Below are 13877 nucleotides of genomic sequence, written 5' to 3'. Positions count from 1 at the left end.
GTTGGCAACCCACCACGTCGATGCGGTGGTCCTGGTCGGCGGCAAAGGCACGCGACTGCGGCCCCTGACGCTGTCCGCGCCCAAACCGATGCTGCCGACGGCCGGGCTGCCATTTCTCACCCATCTGTTGTCGCGGATCGCCGCCGCCGGCATCGAGCACGTGGTGCTGGGCACGTCGTACCGGGCCGAGGTGTTCGAGGCCGAGTTCGGCGACGGATCCAAGCTCGGCCTGCAGATCGAGTACGTGACCGAGGAGAACGCGCTGGGCACCGGCGGCGGCATCGCGAATGTCGCCCCCAAGCTCCGCCACGACACCGTCATGGTGTTCAACGGCGACGTGCTCTCCGGCGCCGATCTGGGCCAGTTGCTGGAGTTTCATCGCGGGCATCAGGCCGACGTGACGCTGCACCTGGTCCGGGTCGGTGATCCGCGCGCGTTCGGTTGCGTCCCCACCGACGACACGGACCGGGTCGTCGCCTTTCTGGAGAAGACACAGGACCCGCCGACCGATCAGATCAACGCCGGCTGTTACGTGTTCGGCCGCGACATCATCGACCGCATTCCGCGCGGGCGCGAGGTGTCGGTGGAACGCGAGGTATTTCCGTCGCTGCTGTCGGCGGACGACGTCAAGGTGTGCGGATACGTCGACGCCACCTACTGGCGCGACATGGGCACCCCGGAGGACTTCGTGCGCGGCTCGGCCGATCTGGTGCGCGGGATCGCGCCGTCGCCGGCCCTGCACGGGCAGCGGGGCGAGTCGTTGGTGCACGACGGCGCGGCGGTGGCGCCGGGCGCGCTGCTGATCGGCGGCACCGTCGTGGGCCGGGGCGCCGAGATCGGCGCGGGGGTGCGGCTGGACGGCGCGGTGATCTTCGACGGGGTCAAGGTCGAGGCGGGCAGTGTGATCGAGCGCTCGATCATCGGGTTCGGTGCCCGCATCGGGCCGCGGGCGCTGATCCGCGACGGCGTGATCGGCGACGGCTGCGACATCGGTGCGCGCTGCGAACTGCTGCGCGGGGCGCGGGTGTGGCCCGGGGTCTCGATTCCCGACGGTGGGATCCGCTACTCGTCGGACGTCTGAGCTTCCTCCGGGCGGCGGGCGCGATCCACCAGGTACGCCAACGCGTGATCGGTGCCTTCGGGCAGCGCGTCCGCCGGCCACCAGCGCAGGTCGTCGGACTCGTCGCTGATGGCGATCCGGGCACCCGCCGGCGCACGCGCCACGAACTGCAGGTCCAGGTGCCGGGTCGGCTTGCCCAGCGAGCAGGTCAGCGCGTGGACGTGCACGGCAACGAGTTCCGGGTCCAGCGCCAGGTCGGGGATGCCGGACTCCTCGACGGCCTCGCGCAGCGCGGCGGCCTGGATGTCGGCATCGACATCCTGCTCGCAGTGTCCGCCGAGTTGCACCCAGCGGTGCAGCCGGGGATGCAGGGTGAGCAGCACCCGCTCGCCGCTGTCGTCGAGCACCAGGGTCGAGGCGGTGATGTGCCCGGGCTCGCACTCCCGCAGGCACGCGTCCGGGCGGGCCAGCACGAACCCGAGCACGGCCTGGCGCAGCGCGTCCTGGGCGGGTTCGGGCGCCTGCCACCCGGCGAGCAGGTCGATCACCGAATCCCGCAAGCTCATCGGCGGATCAACAGATCCGCGACCGGCGCCGGCTCGCGCGGTTCGATCGCCTCGGCGGGGTAGCCGATTGCGACGGCCCCCAGCGGCTCCCAATCACGGTGCAGGCCAAGCTCTTCGCACACCAGGTCGGCGGCGAAGATCGTCGACCCGATCCAGCAGCTGCCCAGGCCGCGGACCGCCAGCGCAACCAGCAGACCCTGGACGGCGGCGCCGACGGCGACGGTGAACATGGTGTGCTCGGCCTCGGTGCGCGCGGCGTCCGGGTAGCTGTGCGCGCCGTCGGGCACCAGAAAGGGTATGACGACTTCGGGCGCGTCATAGAGAATCTGGCCGCGCGAGACGCGGCGCTCCACTGCATCGGCGGGCTTGCCGTCACCGCTCAGATCGGTCCGCCACTTGTCTTTCATCCGGTCCAGCAGCCGATTTCGGGTGGCCTGGGTCTGCAGCCACACGAACCGCACCGGCCGGGTGTGGTGCGGGGCCGGGGCGGTCAGCGCCTCGGCGACCGCGGCTTCGACCAGCTCCGCCGGCACCGGTTCGCTGCTGAACTGCCGCACCGAGCGGCGCATCAGTTGAGCCTGGCGGTGACCCAGGTCGAGGGCCTCGGCGGTGCCGAGCCAGAACAGGTCTTCGGTGCCTGCGCGCACCAGGTGCCGCGCGGTCGTGCCATTGTCGGCGGGTGCGAGCCCCCGGATCACCGCCACCGGCATCGCGGTCAGCTTGCCCTTCGCCAGGTCGGCTGCCGCCGCGATCTCGTCGGCGACGGCGATCTCAGTGACCACCAGATCATTACCGTGCTGATCGACGGCGCCCGAATAGTTGTGCAGCACAGCTATTCCCGCACTTCCCACCGCAGCGTCGATCTGGCCGTTACGCCAGGCCCGGCCCATGGTGTCGGTGATCACAACGGCGACGGTGACCCCGAGCAGTTCACCCAGCCGCGCCCGCAGCGCGGCGGCACTGCCGTCCGGGTCCACCGGCAGCAGCGCCAATTCCGATGTCCCGACGTTGGATCCGTCCACCCCGGCCGCGGCCTGGATCAGGCCCAGCCGGTTCTCGGTGATCAGGGTGCGTCCCTTGCGGGCCAGCACCCGGATCGCCTCGTCGTCAATCAGCTTACGGCGCAGGGTATCTCGCTGCTCAGGATCCGGCGGAGCCGGCACCAGGCGGCCTTCACATTTGGACACCACCTTGCTGGTGACCACCACCACGTCACCGTCGCGCAGCCATGGCATGGCGGCGGCCAGCGCGGCGCCCAGGTCGTCACCGGGACGGAACTCGGGAAGCCCGGGAACGGGCAGGATCTCGATCCTCCCGGCGGTGCCGTGTTCGCCCGTCGGGGGCAGCGTGGGCTGCCCGGTCATACTGTCACGCCAGCCAGTTCCAGCCCGGCGCGCACCATCTCAGCCGTGGTCGCCGGGTCGCTCATCAGCAGCGGGATGGATCGCACCGCCACAGCGTCGATTTCGGCGCGATCACCCTCGTGGATCAGCCAGCAGTCCAGTATCCCGGTGGTGCCGCGCGCACCGTAATGCCGCCCGACGGCCTCGGCGGTGGAGTCCACGCCGATCACCGATAGACAGGCATCGGCCATGCCGCGCAACGGTTTTCCACCGATGATCGGTGAGTACCCGACCACCGGGGCGGTCGCGGTGCGCAGGGCGGCGCGGATGCCGGGTACCGCCAGGATGGCCCCGACGCTCACCACCGGATTGGACGGTGCCAGCATGATTACGTCGGCTTCGGCGATGGCTGCCATCGCTTCTGTTGTGGCGCTAGCCTTTTCGGCTCCGACGAAGGCGAAACTGTGGGTGGGGACTTGGGCGCGGTAGCGAACCCACCACTCCTGGAAGTGGATCGCTTTGCGCGAACCGTCGGACGGATCGGTGATCACCACATGCGTTTCACAGCGGTCGTCGCTGGCCGGCAGCAACCGCGCGCCCGGCTGCCAACGATCGCACAGTGCGGCGGTGATCTGCGACAGCGGGTAACCGGCGTTGAGCATCTGAGTTCGAATCAGGTGGGTGGCCAGATCGCGATCGCCGAGCCCGAACCAATCGGGTTGCACCCCGTAGCGCGCCAGTTCCTCTTTGGCATGCCAGGTTTCGTCCCGATGACCCCAGCCGCGCTCCGGGTCCACCCCGCCGCCCAGGGTGTACATGCAGGTGTCCAAGTCCGGGCAGATGCGTACGCCGTGGATCCACGCGTCGTCGCCGATGTTGACGACGGCGGTCAGTTCATGACCGGTTTGGTCCGGCCGAGCAAACTGTCCCAGGCCGAGGAAGTGTTGTGCGCCGAGCAGGAAGCGGGCGCCGCCGACGCCGCCGACCAACACGGTGACCTTCACACCGCAGGACAGTACCCGGCGCGCGCGGACGGGTTGTTATCGGTAACCACTGTGGCACAAGGGACTTGTGATAATACTGTGTTCGACACGCCCGAGTGCCGAAACAACAGAAACGCCGAAATTCGGTTACGAGATGGTATGGAAATGCGCCGAAGTGCTTGACCAGGGTCACCGGCACGTGTCTAATCACATCAGTGTCATTTCCCGGTTGGCCGGCCGGTTCCGGTGTCGCAGACCGAGATTCGATCACTTGTTCGAATTGGGTATCTGTACATCAGAACAGTGGTAAACCATTCACTCTCTATCAGTGAGGAGGCGGAGTCATGTCCTATGAATACCTTCGGGGCGTAATGGGGGGCACACCGCACACCACGTCCGGCTCGGTCGTGACGTCTCTGCCGACACCGAAAGCACCCGTCCGTCCTCATCTCAGCGTGGTTCCGGATGCGCCCGCCGCATTCGAGCCCGAGCCACTGCCGGAAGTCCCCGCCGACCAATGGCAGGACAAAGCGCTGTGCGCCCAGACCGACCCCGAGGCCTTCTTCCCGGAGAAGGGTGGCTCCACCCGCGAGGCGAAGAAGATCTGCCTGGGGTGCGAGGTCCGTCATGAGTGCCTCGACTACGCGCTGGCCCACGACGAGCGGTTCGGCATCTGGGGTGGACTGTCCGAGCGCGAACGTCGCCGCCTCAAGCGCGGCGTCATCTAGTCCGCCGCACAAAGTTCAGTCGTCGATCGTCGGGTCGATGACCGACGGCTCCACGTCCAGGTAGATCGCCACCTGGGCCACCAGGATCTCGTGCAGCAGGTCACCGAGTTCGACGGTGTCTTTCGCCCGTCGCTCAATCGGCTTGCGGAACAATACAATTCGCGCCCGCGTCGCGTTGCCGCGGACGTCGACCCCGGCGGGTATCAGACGGGCCAGGGCGATCGGTCCGTCCGCGATCACCTCAGGTGGCCACTGCACGCTGTCGGGATCCTTGGCCGCGATGCGGGGGATCTCGTCGACGGCGACGTCGAGTTCGGCTACCCGCTCACCGACCCGTCGCTCAATGGGTTCGTAGGCCTCCAGCACCGCCATGTCGAACCGCTCGGCGCGGCTGCGCCAGCCCGGCACGGTGGGCGGCAGCAACGGGCCGCGCAGATCGCGGCCCCTGCGCCGGGATCGGTGCCCGAACGTCCCGGCCCACCTGCCCGCAGGCCGACCGCTGCGGCCGGAGCCGCGGGAATCGCTCACGCGCCGATGGTAACGGTTGTACATCGTGGCTAGAACCGATGCGCGTGTCCGGCGCTTGAGCGGCGTTTGCGCACGATAGCCTTTCGCTCGTGAACGTACCCCGTCGCTGCTGCCGGCCCGGGTGTCCGCACTATGCAGTGGCAACGCTGACGTTCGTTTACTCGGACTCCACGGCGGTGGTCGGACCACTCGCTACCGCGCGGGAACCCCACTCCTGGGATCTGTGTGTCGGTCATGCCGGCCGCATCACCGCCCCGCGTGGCTGGGAGCTGGTGCGCCACGCCGGACCGCTCAACGCCGAGCCCACCAATCCCGACGAGGACGACCTGGTGGCGCTGGCCGATGCGGTGCGCGAGGGCGGGGTGCGTGCGAGTGCGGTCGTGAACGGCTTCACCGCGCGGGTCGACGGATACGACGGGTACGACGACATCCCACGCGCCGCTGGGGTAGGGGATCCGGTGCATTCGGCGGGAGCTCACGCCACCGGTGTGCTGGCGCCACCCGAACATCGGTCCGGACGCCGGCGCGGACACCTGCGGGTCCTGCCCGATCCTGCCGACTGAGCGCGCCGAACCGTCGATCGCCAACCGGACCGTTCCGGTCCGCAGTGCCGGCGGGCCGATAGGCTGACGGGCGAAGAGTTCACGTCGTCAGGAGCACCCCACATGTCTTGGCCCGCCGCGGCTGTCCACCGTGTGATCAAGGCCTACGACGTCCGTGGGCTGGTCGGTGCGGAAATCAGCGAGCCCTTCGTCGCCGACGTCGGTGCCGCCTTCGCCCGGTTGATGCGCAGCGAGGGCGCCGGCCGGGTGGTGATCGGTCACGACATGCGCGACAGCTCCCCGTCGCTGGCGGCGGCGTTCGCCGACGGCGTCACCGGTCAGGGCCTGGACGTGGTGCGCATCGGTCTGGCCTCCACCGATCAGTTGTACTTCGGCTCGGGTCTGCTGGACTGCCCCGGTGCCATGTTCACCGCCAGCCACAACCCGGCGGCCTACAACGGCATCAAGCTGTGCCGCGCGGGTGCCAAACCGGTCGGTAAGGACACCGGTCTGACCGTCATCAGCGAGGACCTGATCGCCGGCGCGGCGGCCGGCTACGACGGCCCGGCCGGATCGGTGACCGACCAGGATGTGCTGGCCGACTACGGCGTGTTCCTGCGCTCGTTGGTGAACACCGCCGACCTGCGCCCGCTGCGGGTGGCCGTGGACGCCGGCAACGGCATGGCCGGCCATACCGCCCCGGCGGTGCTCGGTGCCATCGACTCGATCACGTTGTTGCCCTTGTACTTTGAGCTCGACGGCACCTTCCCCAACCACGAGGCCAACCCGCTGGACCCAGCGAACCTGGTGGACCTGCAGCACTTCGTGCGCGAAACCAACGCCGACATCGGCCTGGCGTTCGACGGCGACGCCGACCGTTGCTTCGTGGTCGACGAGCGTGGCCGGCCGGTCTCGCCCTCGACGGTCACCAGCCTGGTCGCCGCGCGCGAGCTGACCCGCGAGATCGGCGCCACCGTCATCCACAACGTGATCACCTCGCGCGCGGTGCCCGAGCTGGTGGCCGAGCGCGGCGGCACGCCGCTGCGCTCGCGCGTCGGGCACTCCTACATCAAGGCGCTGATGGCCGAGACCGGCGCGATCTTCGGTGGGGAACACTCGGCGCACTACTACTTCCGGGACTTCTGGGGCGCCGACTCCGGAATGCTGGCCGCGTTGTACGTGCTCGCGGCGCTCGGTGAGCAGCAGGACCGGCCGCTTTCCGAGCTGACCGCCGACTACCAGCGCTACGAGTCCTCCGGCGAGATCAACTTCACCGTCGCCGACGCGGCGGCGTGCGTGGATGCCGTGTTGAAGGCGTTCGGTGGCCGGATCCACTCCATCGACCACCTGGACGGGGTGACCGCGGACCTGGGCGACGGCCGCTGGTTCAACTTGCGCAGCTCCAACACCGAGCCGCTCTTGCGGCTCAATGTCGAGGGGCGCAGCATCGAGGATGTGGACGCGGTGGTCGCACAGATCAGCGAGGAAATCGCGGCCCGGGCCGACCCACCCCAGGCGGGACCGTGAGCACCGTCGGAGCTGTCGATCTCGAGGACGCCGAGGGTCTGCTGGCCGCCGACCGGGACGGCCTGCTGCGGGCGGCGTCGATGGCCGGCGCCCAGGTGCGCACCGTGGCTGCCGCGCTGGAGGAGGGCGAGCTCGAGTCCCTCGGCGGCAACGACCGGCCGCGCAGCGTGATCTGGGTGGCCGGGCGCGGCCCCGCGGAAACGGCCGGGGCTCTGCTGATCTCGACGCTGGCCACCGACGCTGCGGCGCCGATCGTGCTGGCCACCGAGGCTCCGTCCTGGATCGGTCCGCTGGATGTGCTGGTGGTGGCCGGCGACGATCCCGGGGACCCCGTGCTGGTCGGCGCGGCCGCCACCGGGGTGCGCCGCGGAGCGCGGGTGGTGGTGGCGGCGCCGTTCGAAGGTCCGCTGCGTGACTCCACCGCGGGCCGGGTCGCGGTGCTGGCGCCCCGGTTGTGGGCGCCCGACGAGTTCGGGCTGTGCCGGTATCTGGCGGTCGGTCTGGCGGTGCTGCAGACCGTGGACTCCCGGCTGCCTCTTGATCTGGGGGCGCTGGCCGACGAACTGGACGCCGAGGTGCTGCGCAACAGTGCCGCACGCGAGTTGTTCACCAATCCGGCCAAGATGCTGGCGGCGCGGCTGACCGGGTGCCAGGTGGCGCTGGCCGGGGACAGCGCCGCAACGCTGACGCTGGCCCGGCACGGCAGTTCGATGGTGCTGCGCAATGCGCAGCAGGCGGTCGCCGCCACCGGCCTGGCGGACGCGGTGGCTGCGCTGCGCGGTGGGCCCGGCGGCCACCCCGCGCCGGAACACGACCTGTTCCACGACGAGCAGATCGACGGGCCGCTGCCCCAGCGGTTGCGGGTGCTGGCGCTGACGCTGGCCGCTGAGCGCACGGTGGTCGCCGCCCGGGTGGCCGGGCTGGACGACGTCTACCTGATCGGTGCCCAGGACGTGCCGGAAGCGCCGGCGCCCACCGCTGCTCAGCGCGTCGAGCAGCAACTGGCGGTGCTGGCCGTTCGGCTCGAGATGGCGGCGGTTTACCTGCGATTGGCACGGGGATAGATACAGGGTGGAACTGCTACGCGGAGCCATGCGCACCTACGCCTGGGGGTCGCGCACCGCACTCGCCGAATTCACCGGGCGGCCGGTGCCGGCCGCCCATCCCGAGGCCGAACTCTGGTTCGGCGCTCACCCGGGCGACCCGGCCTTTCTGCACACGCCGCACGGCGAGACCTCGTTGTTGACGGCACTGAGCGCCGACCCCGAGGGCCAGCTGGGCGCGGCGTCGCGGGCACGGTTCGGCGACGTGCTCCCGTTTCTGGTCAAAGTGCTGGCCGCCGACGAGCCGCTGTCGCTACAGGCCCATCCCAGTACCGCGCAGGCGGTCGAGGGGTATCGGCGCGAGGAGCGGCTCGGCATTCCGGTGAACTCGCCGGTGCGCAACTACCGCGACATCAGTCACAAACCCGAACTGCTGGTGGCGTTGCAGCCGTTCGAGGCGCTGGCCGGGTTCCGGCAAGTGGCCCGCACCAGCGACCTGCTGCGGGCGCTGGCCGTCTCCGACCTGGACCCGTTCATCGACCTGCTCGGCGAGGGGTCCGACGACGAATCCGATGCAGCCGGCCTGCGGGCGTTGTTCACCACCTGGATCACCGCCCCCCAGCCCGACCTCGACGTGCTGGTGCCCGCCGTACTCGACGGGGCCATCCAGTATCTGAGCTGCGGGGCCACCGAGTTCGCCGGCGAAGCGCGCACGGTGCTGGAACTGGGGGAGCGCTATCCCGGTGACGCCGGCGTGCTGGCGGCGTTGCTGCTCAACCGCATCAGCCTGGCCCCCGGCGAGGCGATCTTCGTGCCCGCCGGCAACCTGCACACCTATCTGCGCGGATTCGCGCTGGAGGTGATGGCCAACTCCGACAACGTGTTACGCGGCGGCCTGACCCCCAAGCACGTCGATGTGGCGGAACTGCTGCGGGTGCTGGATTTCACCCCGTCCGCCGAGTCGCAACTGCGTCCGCCGATCCGCCGCGACGGCCTGGCCCTGGTGTACGAGACCCCGGCCGACGAGTTCGCGGTCGCGCTGCTCGTCCTCGACGGTGAGCAGCTGGGCCACGAGGTCGACGCGCCGTCCCGCCATGACGGACCGCAGATCCTGTTGTGCGCCGAGGGGGAGCTGACGGTGCACGGCAAGACCGGGTCGCTGACGCTGGAGCGCGGGGCGGCGGCCTGGGTGGGCGCCGACGACGGTCCGATCCGGCTGTGCGCGCGCCAACCGGCCAAGGTGTTCCGGGCTACGGTCGGCTTGTAACCGCCCGCCGGGCCAACCGGCGCTCGCGTTTCTCGCCTACCCACAAGCGCATGTTGTGCGCGATGGTGCGGCCCAGGATGGACGGTGTCGGCACCATATACAAGCTGTCGAGCAGCGAGAAGCGGCGCAGAAACCATTCGCCGAGCACGGGATTGGTCTCGGCGGCGCCCAGGAACTGATCGAACAGCCCGCCCGCCGCGCGGTACCAGCGCGGTTCCGGGTCGGCGACGGCGTGGTGAAAAGTCACGTCGCCGATCGCGTTCATCATCCACACCGGGAAGGTGGTTTTGGCGGTCAGCCGACTCAGCTCGGTGGCCAGGTCCACGTCGGGGGTCTGCAGGGCTTGGCGCAGATTGCGGGCCTGCAACGAGGTCATGGTCATGCCCTGGCCGAAGGTGGGGTTGAAGCTGGCCACCGCGTCGCCGAACGGGATGATTCCGCCCGGGAAGCGCTCCACCTTGTGGTAGCGGCGCCAGCGGCTCACCGGGAAGGCGTGATAGGAGGGGTCGCCGACGGGTTCGGACTGCGCCAGCGCGGCGTTGAAATGGTCCGGCAGCATTTCTTTGGCCAGGCCCAGCATGTCCGGGAAGGTCCGCGGCGGTTTGGTGTGACCCACCCCGAACGTGGTCAGCACCCAGGTGCGGTCCTCGTAATACAGCATCCCCAGCCCGAGCGGCTGGTCGTGGGAGGCCCCGGCGACCACCACCTTTTCCTGGATCAACCCCTCAGGCATCCGGAACCGGTGGGTCGCGTAGTTGATGCCGATGTCCACCGTCGTCTCCGGTGCGCGCTGGTAACCCCACTGCGTCAGCCAGACCGGCAGCCGGGTGCCGCGCCCGGCAGCATCCACCACCAGGTCGGCCGGCACGAACTCGGGATCCTGACCCGGGGTTTCGGGGTCCAGCAGCACGCCGGTCACCCGCTGTGTGGCAGGTTCGAATCGCGGTTCGGCGACGGGACGCTGCACGATCTCGACGTTGGCCAGCTCGAGCACCCGGCGTCGGAGCTGCCATTCCAGGTGCGGGCGGCTCGGCACGTAGGCGGTGAACTCGTCGCGCAGCGTGTGCCCGGTGCCCAGGACGTGTCCGGCCGCCCCCAGGTGGATACAGTCGGGCCGGTTCTCCAGCATCGGCACGCCCGCGGCGACCATGTCGTTGAGCAGGCCCGGAAACAGGCTCTCGAACTCGTTGGCCCCGCGGGCCATCAGCATGTGCAGGTGCCGGTCCTGCGGGACGGCGGCCCGGCTGGCCGGCTCGCCGGGCAGCTCGTCCCGCTCGAACACCGTCACCTGCGTATAGAAGTCCGACAGCACCTTCGCCGCGGACAATCCGGCGATGCTGGCACCGATGACTATTGCGTGATTCTTGTTCTCCGCGCTCCCCACCATTTGGGCAGAGTACCCAGTACTGTCCGGTCCATAAGTGATTGAAGGGGCGTGCTCGGATGGCAGATCGCTGGCGCAGGAAAACGGTCGAGCAGTCGATCGCCGACACCGACGAGCCGAGCACCCGGCTGCGTAAGGAGCTCACCTGGTGGGATCTCGTCGTCTTCGGTGTCTCGGTGGTGATCGGGGCCGGCATCTTCACCGTCACCGCGTCGACCACCGGTGACATCACCGGCCCCGCCATCTGGATTTCGTTTCTGATCGCGGCGGGTACCTGTGCCCTGGCGGCGCTGTGCTATGCCGAATTCGCCTCCACGCTGCCGGTGGCCGGCAGCGCCTACACCTTCTCCTACGCCACCTTCGGCGAGGTGCTGGCCTGGGTGATCGGCTGGAATCTGGTGCTGGAACTGGCCATCGGCGCGGCGGTGGTGGCCAAGGGGTGGTCGAGCTACCTGGGCACGGTCTTCGGGTTCGCCGGCGCGGTCCAGCACTTCGCGTGGTTCACCTTCGACTGGGGCGCGCTGCTGATCGTCACGCTGGTGGCGGTCCTGCTGGCGCTGGGCACCAAGTTGTCGTCCCGTTTCTCCGCCGTGGTGACCACCATCAAGGTGGCGGTGGTGCTCCTGGTGGTCGTCGTCGGGGCGTTCTACATCAAGGGCGCCAACTACCGGCCGTTCGTGCCCGAACCCGAGGTCCAACACGGCGGCAACGGACTGGACCAGTCGGTGCTGTCGCTGATCACCGGGGCGGGCGGCAGCCACTACGGCTGGTATGGCGTGCTGGCGGGTGCTTCGATCGTGTTCTTCGCGTTCGTCGGCTTCGACATCGTCGCCACCATGGCCGAGGAGACCAAAGACCCGCAGCGCAACGTGCCGCGCGGCATTCTGGCGTCGCTGGGCATCGTCACCGTCCTCTACGTAGCGGTCTCGGTGGTGTTGTCCGGGATGATCTCCTACACCCAGCTCAAGACCGTCGATCACCACTCGGCCAATCTGGCCACGGCGTTCCAGGCCAACGGCGTGCACTGGGCCAGCGGCATCATCTCGGTCGGTGCGCTGGCCGGCCTGACCACGGTGGTGATGGTGCTGATGCTGGGTCAGTGCCGGGTGCTGTTCGCGATGGCCCGCGACGGTCTGCTGCCGCGCGGCCTGGCCAAGACCAGCGCCCGGGGCACCCCGGTCCGCATCACCGTGCTGGTGGCGGTCGTGATCGCGGCCACGGCTGCGGTGTTTCCGATCGACAAGCTCGAGGAGATGGTCAACGTCGGCACGCTGTTTGCGTTCGTGCTGGTCTCGGCCGGTGTCATCGTCCTGCGCCGCACCCGCCCGGACCTGCAGCGCGGGTTCAAGGCGCCGTGGGTGCCGTTGCTGCCGATCGCCTCGGTGTGCGCGTGTCTGTGGCTGATGCTCAACCTCACCGCCCTGACCTGGGTGCGCTTCGGGGTGTGGCTGGTGATCGGGGTGGTCATCTACGTCGGATACGGACGGCGGCATTCGCTGCAGCGGGGTCGTGCGGCGCAGGTGGAGGTCAGGACGCCGTAGACAAATGGGATGTCTTTGAGCACTTGATTTACAAACATGGCCCCTTTGTCTAGACAAGAGACGCAAACTGCCGTAATGTCCAATCTCATCGTGGTGTGACACACAAGGAGGTTTGGCATATGACCACCCAGATCGACGCCCAGGCGACGGGAGCTCCGGCAACGGAGTGGCGCGACAAGAAGCGCTACCTGTGGCTGATGGGACTCATCCCCCCGACGGCGCTGTTCGTGATGCTGCCGATCAGCTGGGGGCTCAACCGGCTGGACTGGCACTTCGCGGCGCAGGTGCCGCTGTGGATCGGCCCGATCCTGCTCTACATCCTGCTGCCGCTGCTGGACCTGCGGTTCGGCCCCGACGGCCAGAACCCGCCCGACGAGGTGATGGAGCGGTTGGAGAACGACAAGTACTACCGGTACTGCACCTACATCTACATCCCGTTCCAGTACCTGAGCGTGGTGCTGGGCGCCTACCTGTTCACCGCGTCGAACCTGCACTGGCTCGGCTTCGAAGGCGGCCTGGGCTGGTTCGGCAAGATCGGCGTGGCGCTGTCGGTGGGTGTCCTCGGCGGCGTCGGAATCAACACCGCCCACGAAATGGGCCACAAGAAGGACTCCCTGGAGCGCTGGCTGTCCAAGATCACCCTGGCCCAGACCTGGTACGGCCACTTCTACATCGAGCACAACCGCGGCCACCACGTGCGGGTCTCCACTCCGGAGGACCCGGCGTCATCCCGCTTCGGCGAAACGTTCTGGGAGTTTCTGCCGCGCAGCGTCATCGGCAGCGCCCGCTCCTCGGTGCACCTCGAAGCGCAGCGGATTCGCCGGCTCGGCAAGAGCCCGTGGGACCCCCGCACCTACCTGTCCAACGACGTCCTGAACGCCTGGGCCATGTCGGTGCTGCTGTGGGGCGTGCTGATCGCGGTCTTCGGGGTGAGCCTGATCCCGTTCATGATCATCCAGGCAGTGTTCGGCTTCGGCCTGCTCGAAGCCGTCAACTACCTCGAGCACTACGGGCTGCTGCGGGAGAAGAAGGAGAACGGCCGCTACGAGCGGTGCGCCCCGGTGCACAGCTGGAACTCCGACCACATCGTCACCAACCTGTTCCTCTACCACCTGCAGCGGCACAGCGACCACCACGCCAACCCGACCCGGCGCTACCAGACGCTGCGCAGCATGGCCGGCTCGCCCAACCTGCCCAGCGGGTACGCCTCGATGATCACGCTGACCTACTTCCCGCCGCTGTGGCGCAAGGTGATGGACCACCGGGTGCTCGAGCACTACGACGGCGACATCACCAAGGTCAACCTGCACCCGCGGCTGCGGGCGAAGCTGCTGGCCAGGTACGGGGCCGCCCACGAGGTGGCCG

Annotated in this window: 13 protein-coding genes; 8 read left to right on the top strand and 5 right to left on the bottom strand. The window is 68.9% G+C overall.

Annotated features, from left to right (window positions below; translation table 11 throughout):
- Position 1 precedes the first annotated feature (1 nt).
- The gene (gene manB / locus AC5Y5Z_RS20855; RefSeq protein ID WP_463828284.1) at positions 2-1081 is read left to right on the top strand and encodes a mannose-1-phosphate guanylyltransferase; all 1080 of its coding nucleotides are present in this window, start codon (positions 2-4) and stop codon (positions 1079-1081) included.
- Here manB and AC5Y5Z_RS20850 read toward each other — a convergent pair.
- Genes AC5Y5Z_RS20850 through cofD form a run of 3 tightly spaced genes read right to left on the bottom strand, consistent with a single transcriptional unit; the run spans position 1063 to position 3973 of the window.
- Entirely contained in the window at positions 1063-1626 is a 564-nt protein-coding gene (locus AC5Y5Z_RS20850) for an NUDIX hydrolase (RefSeq protein ID WP_499927275.1), read from the bottom strand. The two genes, manB and AC5Y5Z_RS20850, sit on opposite strands and share 19 nt — an antisense overlap.
- Positions 1623-2990, bottom strand: a complete 1368-nt coding sequence (locus AC5Y5Z_RS20845) for a coenzyme F420-0:L-glutamate ligase (RefSeq protein ID WP_499927273.1) — start codon at positions 2988-2990, stop codon at positions 1623-1625. The genes AC5Y5Z_RS20850 and AC5Y5Z_RS20845 overlap by 4 nt, the downstream gene beginning before the upstream one ends.
- Positions 2987-3973, bottom strand: a complete 987-nt coding sequence (gene cofD / locus AC5Y5Z_RS20840) for a 2-phospho-L-lactate transferase (RefSeq protein WP_499927271.1) — start codon at positions 3971-3973, stop codon at positions 2987-2989. The genes AC5Y5Z_RS20845 and cofD overlap by 4 nt, the downstream gene beginning before the upstream one ends.
- A gap of 350 nt (positions 3974-4323) precedes the next feature.
- Between cofD and AC5Y5Z_RS20835 the strand changes: the two genes are divergently transcribed.
- Positions 4324-4680, top strand: a complete 357-nt coding sequence (locus tag AC5Y5Z_RS20835; RefSeq protein WP_463828356.1) for a WhiB family transcriptional regulator — start codon at positions 4324-4326, stop codon at positions 4678-4680.
- Between the two features lie 15 nt (positions 4681-4695).
- On the opposite strand, the gene AC5Y5Z_RS20830 is transcribed toward AC5Y5Z_RS20835, so the two are convergent.
- A complete protein-coding gene (locus AC5Y5Z_RS20830; protein ID WP_473139792.1) occupies positions 4696-5115 on the bottom strand; it encodes a metallopeptidase family protein in 420 nt (139 codons plus the stop codon).
- A gap of 182 nt (positions 5116-5297) precedes the next feature.
- Between AC5Y5Z_RS20830 and AC5Y5Z_RS20825 the strand changes: the two genes are divergently transcribed.
- The 4 genes from AC5Y5Z_RS20825 (at position 5298) to manA (ending at position 9587) form a co-directional block, all read left to right on the top strand.
- A complete protein-coding gene (locus AC5Y5Z_RS20825) occupies positions 5298-5771 on the top strand; it encodes a DUF3499 domain-containing protein (RefSeq protein WP_463828280.1) in 474 nt (157 codons plus the stop codon).
- Between the two features lie 102 nt (positions 5772-5873).
- On the top strand, positions 5874-7277 hold the full coding sequence (locus tag AC5Y5Z_RS20820; protein ID WP_499927269.1) for a phosphomannomutase/phosphoglucomutase: 1404 nt from the start codon (positions 5874-5876) through the stop codon (positions 7275-7277).
- Positions 7274-8341, top strand: a complete 1068-nt coding sequence (locus AC5Y5Z_RS20815) for a TobH protein (RefSeq protein WP_463828278.1) — start codon at positions 7274-7276, stop codon at positions 8339-8341. The genes AC5Y5Z_RS20820 and AC5Y5Z_RS20815 overlap by 4 nt, the downstream gene beginning before the upstream one ends.
- A gap of 7 nt (positions 8342-8348) precedes the next feature.
- Entirely contained in the window at positions 8349-9587 is a 1239-nt protein-coding gene (gene manA / locus AC5Y5Z_RS20810) for a mannose-6-phosphate isomerase, class I (protein WP_463828277.1), read from the top strand.
- Here the strand turns inward: manA and AC5Y5Z_RS20805 are convergent.
- Positions 9571-10941 (bottom strand): FAD-dependent oxidoreductase, encoded by a 1371-nt coding sequence (locus tag AC5Y5Z_RS20805; RefSeq protein WP_473139791.1) that lies wholly within the window; start codon positions 10939-10941, stop codon positions 9571-9573. The two genes, manA and AC5Y5Z_RS20805, sit on opposite strands and share 17 nt — an antisense overlap.
- Before the next feature lie 89 nt (positions 10942-11030).
- On the opposite strand from AC5Y5Z_RS20805, the gene AC5Y5Z_RS20800 reads away from it, so the two are divergent.
- Together AC5Y5Z_RS20800 and AC5Y5Z_RS20795 are read left to right on the top strand one after the other, a co-directional pair.
- Positions 11031-12512: an amino acid permease gene (locus AC5Y5Z_RS20800; protein ID WP_499927267.1), complete on the top strand. Its 1482-nt coding sequence runs from the start codon at positions 11031-11033 to the stop codon at positions 12510-12512.
- Between the two features lie 119 nt (positions 12513-12631).
- Positions 12632-13877 (top strand): alkane 1-monooxygenase (locus tag AC5Y5Z_RS20795; RefSeq protein WP_499927265.1); only part of this gene is annotated, 1246 nt, incomplete at its 3' end.

The sequence above is a fragment of the Mycobacterium sp. NGS29 genome (genome assembly GCF_059812965.1).
Note: the sequence above shows the minus strand (reverse complement) of the source record. Positions and strands in the feature narration are given on the sequence as shown.

What these genes read in the sequence shown, in the direction of transcription:
- AC5Y5Z_RS20820 (WP_499927269.1), top strand. Translation starts at nt 5,874, where the DNA reads ATGTCTTGGCCCGCCGCGGCTGTCCACCGTGTGATCAAGGCCTACGAC.
- AC5Y5Z_RS20845 (WP_499927273.1), bottom strand. Translation starts at nt 2,990, where the DNA reads ATGACCGGGCAGCCCACGCTGCCCCCGACGGGCGAACACGGCACCGCC.
- AC5Y5Z_RS20850 (WP_499927275.1), bottom strand. Translation starts at nt 1,626, where the DNA reads ATGAGCTTGCGGGATTCGGTGATCGACCTGCTCGCCGGGTGGCAGGCG.
- AC5Y5Z_RS20800 (WP_499927267.1), top strand. Translation starts at nt 11,031, where the DNA reads ATGGCAGATCGCTGGCGCAGGAAAACGGTCGAGCAGTCGATCGCCGAC.
- AC5Y5Z_RS20835 (WP_463828356.1), top strand. Translation starts at nt 4,324, where the DNA reads ATGGGGGGCACACCGCACACCACGTCCGGCTCGGTCGTGACGTCTCTG.